The sequence below is a fragment of the Kitasatospora cineracea genome (genome assembly GCF_003751605.1).
GTDB lineage: Bacteria > Actinomycetota > Actinomycetes > Streptomycetales > Streptomycetaceae > Kitasatospora > Kitasatospora cineracea.
The window spans coordinates 248,199-266,497 of the sequence record NZ_RJVJ01000003.1 but is presented as its reverse complement, the minus strand read 5'-3'; the positions used below and the strand labels follow the sequence as shown (position 1 = coordinate 266,497).

At 74.2% G+C, this 18,299-nt stretch carries 13 protein-coding genes and 1 pseudogene; 6 read left to right on the top strand and 8 right to left on the bottom strand.

Annotated elements, in window-relative coordinates:
* Positions 1 to 6: 6 nt before the first annotated feature.
* A complete protein-coding gene (locus EDD39_RS35375; protein WP_123563684.1) occupies positions 7 to 1,431 on the bottom strand; it encodes an MFS transporter in 1,425 nt (474 codons plus the stop codon).
* Between the two features lie 123 nt (positions 1,432 to 1,554).
* On the opposite strand from EDD39_RS35375, the gene EDD39_RS42425 reads away from it, so the two are divergent.
* Positions 1,555 to 2,553: an Lrp/AsnC family transcriptional regulator gene (locus EDD39_RS42425; protein WP_123563683.1), complete on the top strand. Its 999-nt coding sequence runs from the start codon at positions 1,555 to 1,557 to the stop codon at positions 2,551 to 2,553.
* A gap of 42 nt (positions 2,554 to 2,595) precedes the next feature.
* On the opposite strand, the gene EDD39_RS35365 is transcribed toward EDD39_RS42425, so the two are convergent.
* From EDD39_RS35365 to EDD39_RS35355, 3 genes are read right to left on the bottom strand one after another with little or no spacing between them, the layout of a single operon-like run.
* Positions 2,596 to 3,324 (bottom strand): succinate dehydrogenase/fumarate reductase iron-sulfur subunit, encoded by a 729-nt coding sequence (locus tag EDD39_RS35365; RefSeq protein ID WP_123563682.1) that lies wholly within the window; start codon positions 3,322 to 3,324, stop codon positions 2,596 to 2,598.
* A complete protein-coding gene (locus EDD39_RS35360; RefSeq protein ID WP_123563681.1) occupies positions 3,321 to 5,264 on the bottom strand; it encodes a fumarate reductase/succinate dehydrogenase flavoprotein subunit in 1,944 nt (647 codons plus the stop codon). Before EDD39_RS35360 ends, EDD39_RS35365 begins: the two co-directional genes overlap by 4 nt.
* 50 nt (positions 5,265 to 5,314) lie before the next feature.
* Positions 5,315 to 6,055, bottom strand: coding sequence for a succinate dehydrogenase cytochrome b subunit (locus EDD39_RS35355; protein ID WP_123563680.1), 741 nt, complete (start codon positions 6,053 to 6,055; stop codon positions 5,315 to 5,317).
* An 84-nt stretch (positions 6,056 to 6,139) separates the two neighbouring features.
* On the opposite strand from EDD39_RS35355, the gene EDD39_RS35350 reads away from it, so the two are divergent.
* From EDD39_RS35350 to EDD39_RS35340, 3 genes are all read left to right on the top strand, one after another.
* On the top strand, positions 6,140 to 7,084 hold the full coding sequence (locus EDD39_RS35350) for a LysR family transcriptional regulator (protein WP_123563679.1): 945 nt from the start codon (positions 6,140 to 6,142) through the stop codon (positions 7,082 to 7,084).
* Positions 7,085 to 7,125: 41 nt separating this feature from the next.
* Positions 7,126 to 7,668: an MOSC domain-containing protein gene (locus EDD39_RS35345; protein ID WP_123564064.1), complete on the top strand. Its 543-nt coding sequence runs from the start codon at positions 7,126 to 7,128 to the stop codon at positions 7,666 to 7,668.
* Positions 7,669 to 7,748: 80 nt separating this feature from the next.
* On the top strand, positions 7,749 to 9,341 hold the full coding sequence (locus EDD39_RS35340) for a right-handed parallel beta-helix repeat-containing protein (protein WP_162870318.1): 1,593 nt from the start codon (positions 7,749 to 7,751) through the stop codon (positions 9,339 to 9,341).
* A gap of 8 nt (positions 9,342 to 9,349) precedes the next feature.
* On the opposite strand, the gene EDD39_RS35335 is transcribed toward EDD39_RS35340, so the two are convergent.
* The 4 genes and pseudogenes from EDD39_RS35335 to EDD39_RS35320 form a co-directional block, all read right to left on the bottom strand.
* On the bottom strand, positions 9,350 to 12,115 hold the full coding sequence (locus EDD39_RS35335; RefSeq protein ID WP_123563677.1) for a helix-turn-helix transcriptional regulator: 2,766 nt from the start codon (positions 12,113 to 12,115) through the stop codon (positions 9,350 to 9,352).
* 124 nt (positions 12,116 to 12,239) lie between these two features.
* On the bottom strand, positions 12,240 to 14,393 hold the full coding sequence (locus EDD39_RS35330; protein WP_123563676.1) for a M4 family metallopeptidase: 2,154 nt from the start codon (positions 14,391 to 14,393) through the stop codon (positions 12,240 to 12,242).
* 498 nt (positions 14,394 to 14,891) lie between these two features.
* Positions 14,892 to 15,449 (bottom strand): annotated as a pseudogene (locus EDD39_RS42610) (zinc ribbon domain-containing protein); the annotation flags it as partial.
* 123 nt (positions 15,450 to 15,572) lie between these two features.
* A complete protein-coding gene (locus tag EDD39_RS35320; protein ID WP_244257473.1) occupies positions 15,573 to 16,151 on the bottom strand; it encodes a hypothetical protein in 579 nt (192 codons plus the stop codon).
* A gap of 237 nt (positions 16,152 to 16,388) precedes the next feature.
* On the opposite strand from EDD39_RS35320, the gene EDD39_RS35315 reads away from it, so the two are divergent.
* Both EDD39_RS35315 and EDD39_RS35310 read left to right on the top strand, forming a co-directional pair.
* A complete protein-coding gene (locus EDD39_RS35315; RefSeq protein ID WP_123563675.1) occupies positions 16,389 to 16,985 on the top strand; it encodes an ArsR/SmtB family transcription factor in 597 nt (198 codons plus the stop codon).
* Positions 16,982 to 18,292 (top strand): MFS transporter, encoded by a 1,311-nt coding sequence (locus tag EDD39_RS35310; RefSeq protein WP_123563674.1) that lies wholly within the window; start codon positions 16,982 to 16,984, stop codon positions 18,290 to 18,292. The genes EDD39_RS35315 and EDD39_RS35310 overlap by 4 nt, the downstream gene beginning before the upstream one ends.
* Positions 18,293 to 18,299 lie beyond the last annotated feature (7 nt).

Here is an 18,299-nt window from a genome sequence, read left to right as displayed (position 1 = left end):
GGTTCGTCAGGAGAATTGCATGGAGCGCTCCTTGGCGGTTTCGGGGGTGGCGGTCGCGGCGGCGGCCGGGCGGCGCACCAGCAGGACGACCAGGGCGGCGGCGAGCAGTCCGGCCGTTCCGGCGGCCAGGTAGACGTGGTCGAGGGCGGTGGCGTAGCCGTGCCGGGGGTCGGCGGCGGGGTGGTCGCGCAGGGTGTTCTGGAAGACGGTGCCGAGGACGGCGATGCCGAGCGCGAGGCCGAGTTGGCGGGCGGTGTTGAAGGCGCCGGAGGCCATGCCGGCGCGTTCGCGCGGGACGGCGGCCAGCGCGGTGGACATCATCTGCGGGGTGGCCAGGCCGACGCCGACGCCGGTGAGCAGCAGTCCGGGCAGCAGGGCCGTCCAGCCGGTGCCGGGTGAGACCAGGGTGAGCAGCAGGGTGCCGCCGCCGATCAGGGCCAGGCCGAGGGCGATCGGCAGCCGCGGGGGCGCGCCGCGCAGCAGGCGGGTGGCGGCGGGGGCGGTGACGAACGCGGCGGCGGCCAGCGGGCAGACGGCGAGGCCGGCGTCCAGCGGGCTGAGGTGGAGGACCTGTTGGAGCCAGAGCCCGGTGTAGGTGAGTGGGGCGAAGGCGGCGGCGGTGAGCAGCAGTCCGGCGGCGGCGAGGCCGAGGAAGGCGGGGTTGCGCAGCAGGCGCAGGTCCAGCAGGGGGCGGGGGGTGCGCAGTTCGACGGTGGTGAAGGCGGCGAGGGCGAGGGCGGCGGTGGCCAGGGTGGTGAGCACCAGGGGGTCGCTCCAGCCGCGTTCGCCGCTCTCGATCAGGCCGTAGGTGAGGGCGGCGGCGAACAGGGTGAAGGCGGCGGCGCCGGGCAGGTCGGGGCGGCCGGTGGCGGGGCGGGGGCGGTCGGCGGTGAGGCGGCGGACGGTGAGCCAGCCGGCGAGGGCGGCGATCGGGAGGTTGACCAGGAAGATCGAGCGCCAGCCGAGCTGCTGGGTGAGCAGGCCGCCGAGCACCGGTCCGGCGGCGGCCGCGGCGCCGTTGACGGCGCCCCAGACGCCGAACGCGGTGCCCCGGTCGCGGCCCTGGTAGGCGGTGTTGAGCAGGGCGGTGGTGGAGGTCATCATGGCGGCGCCGCCGATGCCCTGGGCGGCGCGGGCGGCGATCAGGGCGCCGGCGTCGGGGGCGAGGGCGCAGACCAGTGAGGCGAGGCCGAAGACGGCGAGGCCTGCCAGGTAGAGGCGGCGGTGGCCGAGGCGGTCGCCGAGCGAGCCGAAGGCCATCAGCAGGGCGGCGAGGGTGAGGGCGTAGACGTCGACCACCCACTGCAGGGCGGTGAAGGTGGAGTGCAGGTCCTCGGACATCTCGGGCAGCGCGGTGTTCACGATGCTGGCGTCGACCAGCAGCATGAACGCGCCGACGCAGATCGCCGTCAGGGGTATCCACTTGCGCACGGGCGGGGTCGTCCTTCCGGGGACGGGGGTTTCGTTCTCCCCCGCACTGTCGCCCGGGGGCGTGGCTTTCCCCTAGCCGGTGCCTGTTTCGCGGCGCTTTTCGACAGGCCCTACGCTGGGACGATGGAATCCGACAGTCACGACGCTCTGGACCGGCGGCTGGTGCACGCGCTGCAGTTGGCGCCGCGGGCGGCGTTCAGCCGGCTGGCGGCGGTGCTGGGGGTCTCGGACCAGACGGTGGCGCGCCGGTACGGGCGGCTGCGCGGGGCGGGGGCGATCCGGGTGCTGGGGCTGTCGGACCCGGAGCGGCTGGGCGAGGTGCGCTGGCAGTTGCGGGTGCGCTGCTCGCCGGACTCGGCGGGGGCGGTGGCCACGGCACTGGCCCGGCGGGAGGACACCGTGTGGGTGTCGCTGAACTCGGGCGGCACCGAGATCGCCTGCTCGACCCGGACCCCGCCGGACCGTTCGGACCACTCGCTGCTGCTCCAGCACCTGCCGCGCACGCCGAGCGTGCTGGGGGTGAGTGCGCACTGCGTGCTGCACACCTTCTTCGGCGGCGCGCAGAGCCTGGCGGTCAAGTCCGGTGCGCTGAGCGCCGGGCAGGTCGCGGAGCTGGCGGCGGCCGGTCCGCGGGTGGCCGAACCGGACGGCCCGGTGCCGGAGTTGGACGCGGCGGACCGCCGGCTGCTGGCGGTGCTGGCGGTGGACGGGCGGGCCCCGCTGGCCGAACTGGCCGCGGCCTGCGGGAAGTCGGAGAGCACGGTGCGCCGCCGGCTGGAGGAGCTGGCCGCCTCGGGGGTGCTGTACTACGACCTGGACGTGGACTGGCTGATCTTCGGCCTGCGCACCCACACCTGGCTGTGGCTGAACGTGGTGCCGTCCGAACTCGCGGCCGCGGGCGCGGCGCTGGCCGGGCACCCGGAGGTGGCGTACGCCTGCGCGACCACCGGTCCGAGCAACCTGCACGCGGTGGTAATCACCCGCAGCGTGCGGGAGCTGTACGCCTACCTGACCACCCGGGTGGCGGCGCTGCCGGGGGTGCAGCACCTGGAGACCGCGCCGACCATCCGGATCGTGAAGGGCCCGGGGCCGCTGCCGCTGTCCTCCCCGCGCGACATCTGACGGTGCGTCAGCGGGTCGGCGGGGAGGGAGGATCGGGCTTCCTCAGCTGCGCAGGAACTCGCGGTTCAGGCGGGCGATGCCGGACAGCGGGATGCCCTTGGGGCAGGCGGTGGCGCACTCACCGGTGTTGGTGCAGCCGCCGAAGCCCTCGTCGTCCATCGCGCCGACCATGTTCCGCACCCGGGAGGCGCGTTCGGGGGCGCCCTGCGGGAGGACGTTGAGGTGGACGACCTTGGCGGCGGTGAACAGCATCGCGGAGCCGTTGGGGCAGGCGGCGACGCAGGCCCCGCAGCCGATGCACTCGGCGTGCTCGAAGGCCAGGTCGGCGGTCTCCTTGGGGACGGGGGTGGCGTGCGCCTCGGGGGCGGAGCCGGTGGGGGCGGTGACGTAGCCGCCGGAGCCGATGATCCGGTCGAGCGCGGAGCGGTCCACCACCAGGTCGCGGACGACCGGGAAGGCGCCGGCCCGCCAGGGTTCGACGTCGATGGTGTCGCCGTCGGTGAAGTGCCGCATGTGCAGCTGGCAGGTGGTGGTGCGTTCGGGGCCGTGGGCCCGGCCGTTGATGACCATGCCGCAGGCGCCGCAGATGCCTTCGCGGCAGTCGTGGTCGAAGGCGACGGGGCGCTCGCCGCGCAGGATGAGTTCCTCGTTGAGGGTGTCGAGCATCTCCAGGAAGGACATGTCCTCGCTGATGCCGGAGACCCGGTACTCGGTCATCTCGCCCGGGGTGTCCGGGCCTTGCTGGCGCCAGATGCGCAGGGTGAGGTTCACGCGTAGCTCCGCTGGGTGGGGTGGACGTGCTCGAAGACGAGCTCTTCCCGGTGCAGGACGGGGGCTTCGCCGGTGCCGGTGAACTCCCAGGCGGCGGCGTAGCCGAACTCCTGGTCGCGGCGGGCGGCTTCGCCCTCGGGGGTGGCGGACTCGGTGCGGAAGTGGCCGCCGCAGGACTCGGCGCGGTGCAGCGCGTCCAGGCACATGAGTTCGGCGAGTTCGAAGTAGTCGACCAGCCGGTTGGCCTTCTCCAGCGCCTGGTTGAGCTCCTCGCCGGTGCCGGGCACCTTGATCCGGCGCCAGAACTCGTCCCGGATCTGCGGGATGCGCTCCAGCGCGCGGCGCAGTCCGGCCTCGTCGCGGGCCATTCCGCACTCCTCCCACAGGAGTTCGCCGAGTTCGCGGTGGAAGGAGTCGGGGGTGCGGTCGCCGTCGACGGCCAGGATCAGGTTCAGCCGGTCGGCGGACTCGGCTTCCACGGCGGCGAGTTCGGGGTGGTCGGCGGGGACGGCGGCGAGCTTGGTGCGGCCCAGGTAGTCGTTGAGGGTGGGCGGCAGCACGAAGTAGCCGTCGGCCAGTCCCTGCATCAGGGCGCTGGCGCCGAGCCGGTTGGCGCCGTGGTCGGAGAAGTTGGCCTCGCCGATGGCGAACAGGCCCGGGACGGTGGTCTGCAGGTCGTAGTCGACCCAGAGCCCGCCCATCGTGTAGTGGATCGCCGGGTAGATCCGCATCGGGACGGTGTACGGGTCCTCGGCGGTGATCCGCTCGTACATCTCGAACAGGTTGCCGTACTTGGCCTCGACGGCGTCCCGGCCGAGCCGGGCGATCGCGTCGGCGAAGTCCAGGTAGACGCCCTGCCCGCCGGGGCCGACGCCGCGGCCCTCGTCGCAGACCACCTTGGCGGCCCGGGAGGCGATGTCGCGGGGCACCAGGTTGCCGAACGCCGGGTAGATCCGCTCCAGGTAGTAGTCGCGCTCGTCCTCGGGGATCTGCGCCGCCGGGCGGGTGTCGCCCTTCGCCCTGGGGACCCAGATCCGGCCGTCGTTGCGCAGCGACTCGCTCATCAGGGTCAGCTTGGACTGGTGGTCGCCGGAGCGCGGGATGCAGGTCGGGTGGATCTGGGTGAAGCACGGGTTGGCGAACAGGGCGCCGCGCCGGTGGGCCCGCCAGATAGCCGTCGCGTTGGAGTTCTTGGCGTTGGTGGACAGGTAGAAGACGTTGCCGTAGCCGCCGCTGGCGAGCACCACGGCGTCCGCGGTGTACGAGCGGATCTCGCCGCTGACCAGGTCGCGGGCGACGATGCCGCGGGCCCGGCCGTCGACGACCAGCAGGTCGAGCATCTCGGTGCGCGGGTGCAGCTCGACGTTCCCGGCGGCGATCTGCCGCGACAGCGCCTGGTAGGCCCCGAGCAGCAGCTGCTGGCCGGTCTGGCCGCGGGCGTAGAAGGTGCGGGAGACCTGGACGCCGCCGAAGGAGCGGGTGTCGAGCAGGCCGCCGTACTCGCGGGCGAACGGGACGCCCTGGGCCACGCACTGGTCGATGATCTCCACCGAGACCTCGGCGAGGCGGTGCACGTTGGACTCGCGGGCCCGGAAGTCGCCGCCCTTGACGGTGTCGTAGAACAGCCGGCGCACCGAGTCGCCGTCGTTGCGGTAGTTCTTGGCCGCGTTGATGCCGCCCTGCGCGGCGATCGAGTGGGCGCGTCGCGGGGAGTCCTGGAAGCAGAACTGGACGACGTGGTAGCCCTGTTCGGCCAGCGTGGCGCCCGCCGCGCCGCCGGCCAGGCCGGTGCCGACCACGATCACGGTGTGCTTGCGGCGGTTGGCCGGGTTGACCAGCTTGGCCTCGAACCGCCGCTGCTCCCAGCGCTGTTCGATCGGCCCGGCCGGGGCGGCGGTGTCGGCGACGGGCGTACCGAGGGTGTAGTCGAGGTAGCTCATTCCCGGGCTCCCGGTGGGGTGTTGGGGGTTCGACGGGTGCGGCACCGGGTTCACCGGACCAGTCCGGCCATCACGGCCACCGGCACCGACAGGAACCCGGCGGTCAGCAGCAGCGCCAGCGCGTTCGCACCGAGCTTCAGCGCCCGGTCGCGGCGCGGGTTGTTGACGCCCAGGGTCTGCGCGGCGCTCCAGAAGCCGTGCCGCACGTGCAGGCCCAGCGCCAGCATCGCCAGGCAGTAGATCGCGCCCGAGTACCAGGTCGAGAACGAGGCCACGATGTTCTGGTACGGGTGGCCCTCCTCGGCGGCCGGGTTCACCGTCAGGGTGGTCAGGTCGAGGATGTGCCAGACCACGAACAGCCCGAGGATCACCCCGCCCCAGCGCATCGTCCGGGTCGCGTAGGTGGCCCGCTGCCGCTGGTGGACGTACTTCACCGGGCGGGCCCGCAGGTCGCGGCGGGAGAGCTGGTAGGCGGCCGTGCCGTGCGCGACCACGGCCGCCAGCAGTCCGGCCCGGGCCAGCCAGAGGAACCAGCCGTGGTGCAGGAAGGGCTGGCCGATGGTGCGCAGCCAGTGCGCGTAGCCGTTGATGTCCGCCGGGCCGAAGAACACCTTGAGGTTGCCGAGCATGTGGGCCACCAGGTACGCCAGCATCATCAGCCCGCTGACCGCCATCACGGCCTTCTTGCCGACCGAGCTGCGCCACAGCGCCGCCAGGGAGGACGGGTGCCGGCCGGGGGCGGGGGTCCGGTTCGTCTGGTTCACCCGGTTCGCCCGGGTAGCAGGAGCCATGACCATGACCGTAAGCCGGGCCCGTCAGGGGTGTCCAAGACATGGAAGCGCGGGTCACGATAGGCAGTGCCTATGATGGCTGGTGTGCAGTTGCAGCAGCTCGCCTACTTCGTCGCGGTCGCCGACGCCCGGCACTTCACCCGGGCCGCCGAGCTCAGCCACGTCTCGCAGCCCTCGCTCTCCCAGCAGGTCCGCGCCCTGGAGCGGGAGCTGGGCGCCGAGCTGTTCCACCGCTCGCGCTCCGGGACGACCCTGACCGACGCCGGGGAGGCGCTGCTGCCGCTGGCCCGCCGGATCCTGGCCGACGCCGACAGCGCCCGGCGGGCCGTCGCCGAGACCGTCCAGCTGCGCCGGGGCCGGGTCCGCTTCGGCGCGCCGCCCTCGCTGTGCGCCAGCCTGGTCCCGCAGGTGCTGGGCAGCTACCGGGCCCGGCACCCCGGGGTCGACCTGCGGCTCACCGAGGGCGGCTCGCGCGACCTGGTCCGCGACCTGGAGGCCGGGCAGCTGGACCTCGCGCTGGTCATCACCCCCGCCTCCGCCGCCACCGACCCGCTGGCCGTCACCCCGCTGCTGCACGAGGACCTGGTGCTGGTCTCGGCCGCCCCGCTCCCCCGCCGCCGGGCCCGGATCACCGACCTGCGCGGCCGGGCCCTGGTGATGTTCCGCGAGGGCTACGACGTCCGCGAGACCACCCTCGCGGCCTGCCGGGCGGCCGGGTTCGAGCCCTCGTACGCGGTCGAGGGCGGCGAGATGGACGCCGTGCTGGCCGCCGTCCGGGCCGGTCTGGGCCCCGCGGTCGTCCCCGGCATGGTCGCCGCCAGCGCCGCCCTGCCCAGCACCCCCTTCGCCCCGCCCGGCCTCGGCCGCACCATCGCCCTCGCGCACGGCCGCGACCTGCCGCTCACCCGCGCCGCGGCCGCGTTCCGCGAGACCCTGCTCGCCTACCTCCGCGAGGCCGACCGCACCGACTCGCTGCCCCCGGGCACCCGGCTGCTCCCCGCCCCCCGGACCGGGACGGGCCCCGCGTAGGGTGGGTGCACGGAACATCGGTGCGACGAGAGGTGGTCCGGGTGACCGGGAACGTGGTGGCGGTCAGCAGCAACGGGGAGTACTCGTTCACGAAGCCGAACCGGGAGGGGATCCGGCTGGTCGAGGGCCTCGGGGTCGAGGGGGACGTGCACGCCGGGGTGACGGTGAAGCACCGCTCCCGGGTCGCGCAGGACCCCTCGCAGCCGAACCTGCGGCAGGTGCACCTGATGCACGCGGAGCTGTTCGGGGAACTGGCGGAGGCCGGGTTCACCGTCGCGCCGGGGCAGTTGGGCGAGAACGTCACCACCCGGGGCGTGGACCTGCTCGGGCTGCCGGTCGGGGCGCTGCTGCGGTTCGGGGCGGAGGCCGTGGTCGAGGTGACCGGGCTGCGCAACCCGTGCGCGCAGATCGACAACTTCCAGCACGGGCTGCTCAAGCAGGTGGTGGGGCGGGACGGGAGCGGGGCGCTGGTCCGCAAGGCCGGGATCATGGGCGTGGTCCGCTCCGGCGGCGAGATCCGCCCCGGCGACGGCATCACCGTCACGCTGCCGCCCGAACCGCACCGCCCGCTCGACCGGGTCTGAGCACCGGCCCCGGCGCGGTGCGCCCACGGAGCTTCACTATGCTCCGGGTTCCACTCGTTCGATCTTCACAAGGGGAACCCATGGACCGACGCGGCCTGCTCAAGGCGACCGGCGGCGCTCTCGGCGTGCTCGGCGGCGCCCAACTCGTCGGGGCCCAGTCCGCGCAGGCGGTGACGGGCGGCGGCCCGGTGGTGAACGTGCTGGACTACAAGCCGGCCGGCACCGACGACACCACCGCGTTCCACAACGCCTTCGACGGCAACCCGGGCGCCACCGTGCTGATCCCGCCGGGCACGTACACCCTGACCATGGGGGTGCGGCTGACCGCGGGCACCACGGTGGTCGCGTACGGGGCCCGGATCGTCCGGGGCGCCGACGCCTGCTCGGCACTGCTGCACAACGTCAACGGGGGCGTCGAGGCGCCGGGGTACACCGGGCCGGGCCGGATCAGCGTCCTGGGCGGGACGTGGGACATGGCGGGAGCGACGCTGACCCGGCAGACCGACGCGTTCGCCTTCGCGCACGCCGCGGACCTGCTGTTCCGGGACTGCGTGATCGTCAACGTGCCCTCGGCGCACGCGATCGAGCTGAACGCGGTGCGCGGGGTGCGGGTGCTGGACTGCGTCTTCGAGGGGATGAGCAGCGCCTTCGGCGCGGACAAGGAGGCCGTGCAGATCACCGGCGCGACCTCGTCCGCGAACCTGCCCGCGCCCCCGTACGACCTGACCCCGTGCGTGGACGTGCTGGTCTCCGGCTGCACGCTGCGACCCCCGACGGCCCCGGGCTACGTCAACTTCGGTGCGCTGTGCGGCGATCACGGCGGCGCGACGGGCATGGTGCACAGCAACGTCCGGGTGGTCGGCAACCGGATCGAGGGCGCCACCCTGGCCGCCGTCCGGGTCGTGGACTGGCAGCGCTCGGTGGTCAGCGGGAACACCATCGAGTCGGCGTCCAACGCGGGCATCGACGTCCGCTCGCTGGCGTCGAACCCGCTGGCGGGCCTGCTGGTCCAGGGCAACACCATCACCGGCACCGGCAATAGCGGCTCCCTCAGCGGCGGCATCACCGTGTCCGGCCGGGCCGAGGCGCCGATCACCGGCCTGGTGGTCAGCGGCAACGCGGTCGCGAACACCCAGGGCGAGCACGGCGTGTACGTCGGCTACGCGCCGCAGGCCGTGGTGAGCGGCAACACGGTCACCCGCACCCTGCGCAACGACAAGGCCAGCAACTGCCAGGCCGTCCAACTGGACTACTCGCCGGGCAGCGTGCTGACCGACAACACCGCCACCGACATCGCCGGCGACGGCCTGTTCGTGAACGCCAGCACCGGCAGCCTGGTCAGCGGCAACCGGGTCACCGGCTGCGCGACGCACGGGCTGGCCGCCAGTTCGGACGACCTGGCCGTCCGGAACAACGTGTTCTCCGGACTGAACACGGACGGCGCGGCGGACAAGTACGGCATCCGGGTCGGCGCCAACGCCAAGAACGCCTCGGTGCAGGGCAACGTGGTGCGCAGGAGCGGCGGCGCCCAGGACGCCACCGCGGCCGTCGCGGTGATGCCCGGCAGCACCGGCACCTGGGTGACCGGCAACGACCTGCGCGGGTGGGGCGCGGCGGCGCTGCTGAACCAGGGCACCGGCACCCTGACGGGCGGCGCCGACAACCTGTCGTAGGACACCGGTCAGTCCCGGTGGCGGGCCAGTTCGGCCCGCCCCCGGACGCCGTACTGGCGGTAGAGGCGGGTCAGGTTGGCCTCGACGGCCTTGACCGAGAGGTGCAGCCGGGCGGCGATCTCCCGGTTGGTGGCGCCGGAGCGGATCAGCGCGAGGATCTGCTGCTGCATGGGGGTGGGGTCGGCCTCCAGCGCGTCCAGGGCGGCCAGGGCGGCGGCGGCGTGCTGCTGCCAGGGCAGGCAGCCGGCCGCGGCGTAGCGGGTGTGGGCCTCCTGGAGGGCGGCGCGGGCGGCGGCCCGGCGGCGGGCGCGGCGCTCCAGGGCGCCCAGCGCGAGGTGGGCGCGGGCGAGTTCGAGGGGGTAGGGGTGGGTGTCGGGGATGAGGGCGCGCAGGGTGTCGGCGGCGCGGCGGGGGTCGGTGGCGGCGGTGAGGTGGGCCTCGGCGCGGTGCAGGCCCAGGGTGAGCACGTCGCGGCCGAGCCGGGTGGCGCGGTCGCGGGCGTCGGCGAGGGTGGCGGCGGCTTCCAGGTGGCGGCCGGAGAGGGTGAGCGCCTCGGCCAGGTCGGCGTCCACCAGGAAGAGCGAGGGGTCGGTGAACTCCATGATGCGGAGCATGAGTTGGCACTGCAGGAGGTGCTCGACGGCGGCCGGGTGGTTGCCGCGCAGGAGTTCGACCCGGCCGCGCAGGCCGTGGGCGTAGGAGAGCCATTCGCGGTCGTGGTCGCTCTCGGCGGCGCGGATCGCGGAGTCCAGGAGCTGGGCGGCGCGGTCGGCGGTGCCGCCGTTGAGCTCGGCGGCGCCGCCGAGGACGCGGGCCGGGCCGGGGCTGGGTTCGATCCGTTCGCGCAGGTCGTGGGCGGCGCGGCCGGCGGCGTACGCCTCGGTGCAGCGGCCGGCCCGCTCGTAGACGGAGGCGGCGATGTAGAGGACGTTGGCGAGGTCCTCGGTGCGGCCGGCGGCTTCGACCTCGGCGCGCAGGGCCTCGACCTCGGCGACGGCGCGGGGCAGGTCGCCGGTGCGCAGGGCGGCGACGGCGAGTCCTTCGCGGCAGAACACGGCGGCGGCGGTGGGGGGCCGGCCGGCGGCGAGGCGGCAGCCGCGTTCGAGTTGGGCGAGGCCGAGGGCGGGGTCGGTGAGCAGGGTCAACGGGGCGCGCTGGGCGAGGAGTTCGACCAGCAGGTCGGGGTCGTCGGCGTGGTCGGCGTGCTTCTCGGCGGTGGCGAGTTCGGCGAGTCCTTCGGCCCGGTCGCCGTGGTGCAGGGCGCGGACGGCGCGTTCCTGGTGGACGGCGGCGGTGAGCGCGGGGTGGCCGCCGGTGTCCTCGGCGGCGGCGGCGAGCAGGGGTTCGGCGCCGGGGTGGTCGGGGCCGAGCAACCGGGCGAGCAGCAGTCGGGCGTGCACCCGGACGTCGGCGGCGGGGGCGTCGGCGAGGCGTTCGCCGCAGGCGCGGGCGAGGTCGGGCAGGCCGGCGGCGGCGGCGTTGCGGGCGGCGGCGAGCAGGCGGCGTCCGGCGGTGTCGGGGTCGGGGGTGTGTTCGGCGGCGAGGCGGAGCAGTTCGGCGGCGGTGCCGGGGGCGCCGCGGGTGAGTGCGGTGTCGGCGGCGCGGTGCAGCCGGGAGGCGAGCTGTGGGTCGGGGGCGTCGGCGGCGAGGGCCTGGTGGCGGACCTGTTCGACCGGGTCGGCGGCGAGCTGGGCGAGCAGGCGGTGGGCGGCCCGCAGCGCTTCGGGGGCGGCGTCGGCGAGGACCACCTCGGCGACCAGGGGGTGGCTGAACTGGGGTGCGCCGGTGGGGTTCTGCTGGACGATGCCGTGGCGGCGGGCGGCGGCGAGCGGTTCGGTGACGGTGGCGGGCAGGTCGGTGCCGGGCCGGGCGGCGGCCAGGACGGTGAGCGACTGCCGTGCGGGGTCGGGGAGTTCGCCGAGCCGGGCGGAGACCAGGGCGCGCAGCCGGTGCGGGACGTCGAGCGGGCGGGCGGGGTCGGCGGCGAGTGCGCTCTCGCCGCCGCCGGCGGCCAGTGAGCGGCCCAACTCCAGTGCGTAGTAGGGGTTTCCGCCGCTGACGGCGTGCACCCGGGTGAGGGTGAGGCCGCTCAGGCGCAGGCCGAGGCGTTCGCGCAGCAGGGCGCCGGTGCCGCGTTCGCCGAGCGGGCCGACCGGGATCTCGCGGGCGGCGGGCGGGCAGAGGGCGCCCATCTCGGGTGCGGCGTCGGCGTGTTCGGTGCGTTCGGTGACGGCGATCCGCAGCTGCCGGTCGGTGAGGCGGCGGGCGGCGAAGGCGATGACCTGGCGGCTGGCCTCGTCGAGCCACTGGGTGTCGTCGAGCAGGACGAGCACGGGGCCGCGCTGGGCGAGCCGGCGGAGTGCTTCGAGGACGGCGACCCGGACGGCCAACGGGTCGGTGGGGGCGCCGGGTTGGGGGGCGCGGTGGAGCAGGGCGCACTCGAGGGCCTGGCGCAGGTGGTCGGGCAGGTCCTCGGCGAGGCCGGGGAGGGCCTCGCCGAGGAGGTCGATCAGGGCGAGGTGCGGCAGGTCCGCCTCGGCGGCGGTGGGGCTGCTGCGCAGGACGGTCTCGCCTGCCGTGCCGGCGTCCTGGGCGAGGGTGTCGAGCAGGGCGGTCTTGCCGATGCCGGCCGGTCCGTGCAGCAGGACGCCGCCGGTGGCGGCGAGTGCGGTGCGGATGTCGGCGAGCAGGTGCGCGCGGTCGACGAGCGGGGGCTCGGTCGGGCCCGCCGGGGTGCTGGCGGGTCCGGCCGGGCCGGGGAGGATGCCGGTCATGGCGGTCAGTGTGCCGTCTCGGAACCGGCTGCGCGAGGGTGTCGCATGAACACGACACCCCCGCGGGCTGCTGTTAAGTCCCCTTTAAGGCTTGATCGTTGGGGACTTCGGGGCGGGCCTCCGGTCAGCCGACGCTGACGTCGTCGATCAGGAAGATCGTCGACAGGTAGGCGTCCTCCTGGCCGGTGAACTGCAGGTTCACGGTCTGGCCGCGGAAGGCACTCAGGTCGACGGTCTTCTGCACGTAGCCGGCCGAGGCGTTGGCGTTGGAGTAGGTGGCCAGGGTCTGGCCGTTGGCGCTGACCTTGAGCGTGTCGTAGGCGGTCGAGCCGGTCTCCTGGGTGGTGACCTTGAGCCAGAAGGTGAGCTTGGGGCTGCCGCTGGACGGCACGGCGACGTTGTTCTGCGCGAGGGTCTCGCTGGCGGCGGAGCCGTAGCCCATCATCCAGGCGTACCAGGAGCCGCCGTGGGCCTGCTGCTGGGTGGAGTTGGTGATGTCGTCGGCGCTCTGGGTCCAGCCGGTCGCGCCCTGCTCGAAGTTCCCGTTGGTCAGCGCGTTGCCCGGGTTGGGGTTGCCGGTGGGCGAGGAGGTGGGCGACGGGGACGGCGACGGGTTGCCGGTGCCCGGGTCGGGCAGGGCGGTGCCGATGCTGACGGCGGCCCACGCCTTGGAGACGATGTAGCGCTCCTGCGAGTTCGCCCCGTACAGGTCGGCGGCGGCCTGGAGGGTGGCGGTGCGGGCCGAGGAGTAGTTGGTGGTGGAGGTCATGTAGGTGGACAGGGCGCGGTACCAGATCGCCGCGGCCTTGTCCTTGCCGATGCCGCCGAAGCTGTCGCCGTTGCACGGGGTGCCGTTGTGCGGGAGGCCGCCGATGGTCTTGGCGCCGGTGCCCTCGGCGGTCAGGTAGAAGAAGTGGTTGGCGATGCCGGAGGAGTAGTGCACGTCGACCTGGCCGGCCCGGCTGCTGTAGCAGGACAGCGAGGAGCCGTCGGCGGCCGGGTTGTCCATCCGGCGCAGGTAGCCGTTGCCCATGTTGAGCTTCTCGCCGATGTAGTAGTCACCGGGGTCGGTGCTGTTGCCGGCGTAGAACTCGACCATGGTGCCGAAGATGTCGCTGGTGGCCTCGTTGAGGCCGCCGCTCTCGCCCGAGTAGTTGAGGTTGGCGGTGGCGGCGGTGACGCCGTGGCTCATCTCGTGGCCGGAGACGTCCAGGGCGGTGAGCGGGATGTTGCCGTTCTGCGAGGAGCCGTCGCCGAAGGACATGCAGAAGCAGGAGTCGTCGTAGAACGCGTTCAGCAGCTGGTTGTCCACGTGCACGTAGGCCGGGGCGCCGCGGCCGTCGTTGCGGATGCCGGAGCGGTTGAAGGTGTTCTTGTAGAAGTCCCAGGTCTTGGCCAGGCCGTAGGAGGCGTCGACGGCGGCGCTCTCCCGGCTCGAAGTGGAGCCGTTGCCCCAGGAGTTGGACGACTTGGAGAAGGTCCGGGCGTTCTGCGCCGGGTTCGACTGCGGGCTGTTGTACGAGTCGTAGACGACGGTGCTGCCGTGCAGCGCGTCGGTCAGGGTGTAGCCGCTGCCGCCCTGGCTGGTCTCGATGGTGACCTGCCCGACGTTGACGCCGTTGCCGGTGCCGCTGACGGTCTGGTCGACCTCGTACTGGTCGAGCACCGCGCCGCTGCCCGCGTCCACCAGCACCGCCTCGCGGGAGGCCGCACCCGCGTCGCCGGAGCCGGTGACGGTGCTGCGGTAGGCCAGCACCGGCACCTTGCCGACCGCCCACACCACCAGCTGGCTGCCGTCCCGGTCGGTGGTGTGCGCCTGCTTGACGTGCTTGGCGCTGCGTTCGGCGGTCGCCCTGGCGTCCTGGCCGGACAGCTTCGGCGTCACCCCCGCGACCTTGATGGCGCCCTCGTGCGCCCAGGTGGTCGAGGTGGCCTTGCCGTTCTTCGCGTAGTGCACCACCAGGTCGCCGCCGACCACCGGCAGCCCGCGGTAGGTGCGGTCGTACCGCACGTGCCGGGCCCCGTCGTTGTCGACCAGCACGTCCTTGGCCACCAGGCGCTCGTCCGGCCCCAGGCCCAGCGTCTTCGCCAGCGCCCCGGCGTCCTTCGACGCCCGCTCCAGGTCCGCGTTGCGGCCCGCCTCGGTCGTCGCCCGGAAGCCTGCACCGCTCGCGGTGGTACCGCTCGCCAGTGCGGGGGACTGTGCACTCGCCACCATCACGGTGCCCAGGGTGAGGGCAGCCGCCACGGCCGACGCCAGCGCGGTCTTGCGGTTCATCGGGTTTCCTCCCACCGAGCCGGGGTTGATGGGGGACGGCCGACGACACCGATGGGGTGTGGCGTCGCGGCCGGGTTCAGCTCGGCGGCAGGACGCTAGGACCGCCGGCCGCTCCCGCAACATGCCCTCGCCGCTCGGCAAGGGCCGGTCAAGGGTGCGTCATGCCCGGCCCCAGGGAGACCCCCTGACGGGTCACCGACCGGTGTTCGGAAGGTGTTGACGCGGGCTGGGCGGGTGTCCGGCGGGCGGGCGGCACGCGTCAGCGGGCGATGCGGAAGCCGATGTTGCCGCTGGAGCTGTCGGGGGTGCTGGCGGAGCGGGCGGCGAGGCGGTAGCGGTTGCATTGACTTCCTCCCGGCTCTGAAGGAGCGGGATTCCTACCACCCGCGCCTGCGGGTCTCGGCGGGTTCCTGCTTCACCGCGCTGTGCCGGTACGGGTACCGGTCCCACCTGCGCTCCACAGGCCGGCACCGCCAGTCCGGCGGCCCTGGCGACGTTGACCGCCGCGTTGACGTCCCGGTCGAGGACTGCCCCGCACACCTCGCACGTCCACTCGCGGACGTCGAGGGGTTCGGGGCCGTCTTTGACCCCGCGCACGGAGCACACCGGGGAGGTCGGCTCGAACCGGCCGATCCTCACGAACGTGCGCCCGTACCGCGCGGCCTCGTACTCAAACATCGATACGAACGCCGACCATCCGGCATCGTGCACGGACTTGGCCGGGCGCGTGCGGGCGAGTCCCTTCACCGCCAGGTCCTCCACGGCGACCGCCTGGTTCTCGCGGATCAGCTTCGTGGAGAGCCGATGGTGGAACTCTCGGCGCGCGTCGGCAGCCCGCGCGACCGGCGCACGGGCACGTCGCCGATCTTCGGCAGGCGCAGCTTCCCGCCCGCTGTGATACCGCCACGACGCGTTGGCAGTGAACCGGATCGACTGCCGGGCGGCCTTGCGGGACTTGTACCGGGGCGGTCCCGTCCTGGGCCGCTTGCCCTTGAGCCCGTCGAAGAAGTTCCCGTACGCGGCGTCCGAGTCCCGAAGAGACTGCCGGAGGACCACCGAGGACACCTCGGCGCGCTACCCGCCGAAGGCCGGACGGAGCGTGCGCGGCGCGCTGAGAGGGAACCTACGGCCACCCCGAAGCCCCCCGCAACGGGTCCGCGGGCAGCCGGCGCACGCTGCTCACGGGCCCGTTGCGATGTTTCGCACACCGCCGACCGGCGCCCCTCGGCAGGGCCGGCCGGCCGGCCCCCACCGGTCCAGCCCCTCGTAGACGAGGGCGGTGCGGGAGCGGTGGTGCAGGCGGCGGCCGGGGGCGGCGAAGAGTTCGTGCTCGCCCCGGTGGATCTCGATCAGCGAGTCGGTGCCGCGCCACCAGGTGTCGGCCAGGCCCCGGACTTCAGGAACGGGTTCGAAGCCTGACAGGTCGAGCGCATCGACGTCGGCGCCGTGCAGCCGGACGACGCGTCGGGACCACAGCCGGGCGTGCTGAGCGAGGGCCTGCGACTCCACCCAGCCCACGACGCTCGCGTGCAGGGCGACGCTGCGCCCGTTGCCGAGCAGGCAGAACTCTCCTCCGGGACCGAGGTAGAAGGCGAACGGCACCGAGGTGCGCTGGTCGCCCGCCATGAACCACCAGCCGTCCTCGCGCTGCTCGGGCACGTCCGGGAAGAAGGGCTTGGGGCCGCCCTCGTAGTCGTTGGCGGGTGGCAGCACCAGGCCGCCCCAGGAACGGTCGAAGGCATCCATCCGGTCGATCACGTCCTCGGGGACTCCCCGCTCGCGCCACCAGGGGCGGTTGACGGGGTGTCGGTCCGTCCGGACGCCGTGGACGCTGACGAAGGATCGGGCCCGGGAGCTGAGCCCGGCCGGGAAGCTGCGGAGGGGTGCGGTGTCGTCTATGCGCCCGATGGTACGCAGTACCGGGCGGGCGTCCGGTGTTTTTCCCGGAGGTGTGAGAGTTGACTCTCGAATATCGTGAGAGGACACTCTCAGACCATGAGTTCCGGCAACCCGCTCGGTGACGTCGAGATCACCGATCCCCGCGCGATGCGCGCCCTGGCCCATCCCGTGCGGTTGGCGGTGCTGGAGCGGCTGCGGCTGCACGGGCCGGCCACCGCGACCGAGTTGGCTCCGCACGTGGGGGCCACGCCGACGGTGGCGAGTTGGCACCTGCGGCACCTGGCCGAGTTCGGGCTGGTGCGGGACGCGGAGCCCGGGCCGGACCGGCGCAAGCGGCGGTGGGAGGCGGTCGGGCGCGGGTTCCGGTTCGCGCCGGGGGCGGACGGGGCGGGGCGGGAGGCGGCCGGGGCGCTGGCGCAGGTGATGTTCCGGCGCTCCGCGGACGCGCCGGCCCGCTGGATGGCGGAGGTCGGTCCGGGCCTGCCGCCGCAGTGGCTGCGCTCGGCCGGACTGGCCGACACCCGGGTCGTCCTCTCCCCCGCCGAGTTGGCCGAACTCTCGTCCGCGATCGAGGGGTTGCTCGCCCCGTACGTCCACCGCGACCGCGCCGACCGGCCCGCGGACGCCCGCGCGGTGCGCCTGCTGCGCTACACCCTGCCGGAGGGGGACGGGCCCGAGGACGGGACGGAGTGACGTCGCCGCTGCGGGGCCACCGGGCGTTCCGGCGGTTCTGGGCCGGTCAGGCGGTCTCCCAGTTCGGCGACCGGGTCTCGGAGTTGGCGCTGCCGCTGATCGCGGTGGGCGCCCTGGACGCGAGCACCGCGCAGGTCGCCGGGCTGACGGCGGCGCTGTGGGCGCCGAACCTGGCGGCGGTCTTCCTCGGCGCCTGGGTGGACGGCCGCCCCGACCAGCGGCGGCTGCTGGTGCTGGCGGACCTGGTCCGAGCGGCGGCGCTGGCCACGCTGCCGGTGGCGGCGCTGTTCGGCGCGGTGACGCTGGGTCAGCTGTACGCCGTCGCGGTGGTGACGGGCGCGGCGGGCGTGCTGTTCGGCAACGCGTACGCGCCGTTCTTCGCCCGCCTGGTGCCGCGCTCGGCCTACCTGGCCGCCAACAGCCGTCTGAGCGGCACCCGTTCGGCGGCGCAGCTGGCCGGGCCGGCGCTCGGCGGAGCGCTGGTGCAGGCGCTGACGGCGCCCGTCGCGGTGCTGGCCGACGCGGTGTCGTTCCTGGTCTCGGCGCTGCTGGTGGGCGGCGTCCGGACCGACCGGCCGCCGACGGACGGGGCGGACGGACCGGACGGGGCGGACGGGGCGGTGCTGCGGCGGGCCCGGGAGGGGCTGGGGTTCGTGCTGCGGCACCCGTACCTGCGGGCGAGCCTGGGCTGCTGCACCACCGTCAACTTCTTCACCTTCCTCGGCTTCGGCCTCACCGTGCTGTTCGCGGGCCGGGAGCTGGGCCTGTCGGCGGGCCGGATCGGCCTGGCGTTCGGTCTCGGGGCGACCGGCGGCCTGCTGGGGGCGCTGGGGGCTCCGGCGCTGTCGCGGCGGATCGGCGCCGGGCGGACGATCGTGCTGGGTGCGGTGCTGTTCCCCGCGCCGATCGCGCTGCTGGCCGTGGCGGGCGGTCCGGTGTGGGCCCGGACGGGTGTCCTGGCGGCGGCCGAGTTCCTCTCCGGCCTGGGCGTGATGCTGTTCGACGTGCCGCTGAACGCCGTCCAGGCCGCCGTCGTCCCCGACCGGCTGCGCAGCCGGGTCTCCGGCGCGTTCGCCACCGTCAACTACGGGGTCCGCCCGCTCGGCGCGCTGCTCGGCGGCCTGCTGGGCACCGTGCTGGGCCTGCGCCCCGCCCTGCTCGTCGCGGCCTTCGGCGGGAGCCTCGCCGTGCTGTGGCTGCTCCCCTCGCCCGTCCCCCGGGTCCGCGCCCCGGAGTCCCTGGTGCCGCTCGACCTCCCGCTCCCGTCGGGCGGGGGCCGGGACGGGGCGGTGCGGGCGGCCCGGTAGGCGGTGG

What these genes read in the sequence shown, in the direction of transcription:
- EDD39_RS42425 (WP_123563683.1), top strand. Translation starts at nt 1,555, where the DNA reads ATGGAATCCGACAGTCACGACGCTCTGGACCGGCGGCTGGTGCACGCG.
- EDD39_RS35360 (WP_123563681.1), bottom strand. Translation starts at nt 5,264, where the DNA reads ATGAGCTACCTCGACTACACCCTCGGTACGCCCGTCGCCGACACCGCC.
- EDD39_RS35355 (WP_123563680.1), bottom strand. Translation starts at nt 6,055, where the DNA reads ATGGCTCCTGCTACCCGGGCGAACCGGGTGAACCAGACGAACCGGACC.
- EDD39_RS35340 (WP_162870318.1), top strand. Translation starts at nt 7,749, where the DNA reads ATGGACCGACGCGGCCTGCTCAAGGCGACCGGCGGCGCTCTCGGCGTG.
- EDD39_RS35335 (WP_123563677.1), bottom strand. Translation starts at nt 12,115, where the DNA reads ATGACCGGCATCCTCCCCGGCCCGGCCGGACCCGCCAGCACCCCGGCG.
- EDD39_RS35330 (WP_123563676.1), bottom strand. Translation starts at nt 14,393, where the DNA reads ATGAACCGCAAGACCGCGCTGGCGTCGGCCGTGGCGGCTGCCCTCACC.
- EDD39_RS35315 (WP_123563675.1), top strand. Translation starts at nt 16,389, where the DNA reads ATGAGTTCCGGCAACCCGCTCGGTGACGTCGAGATCACCGATCCCCGC.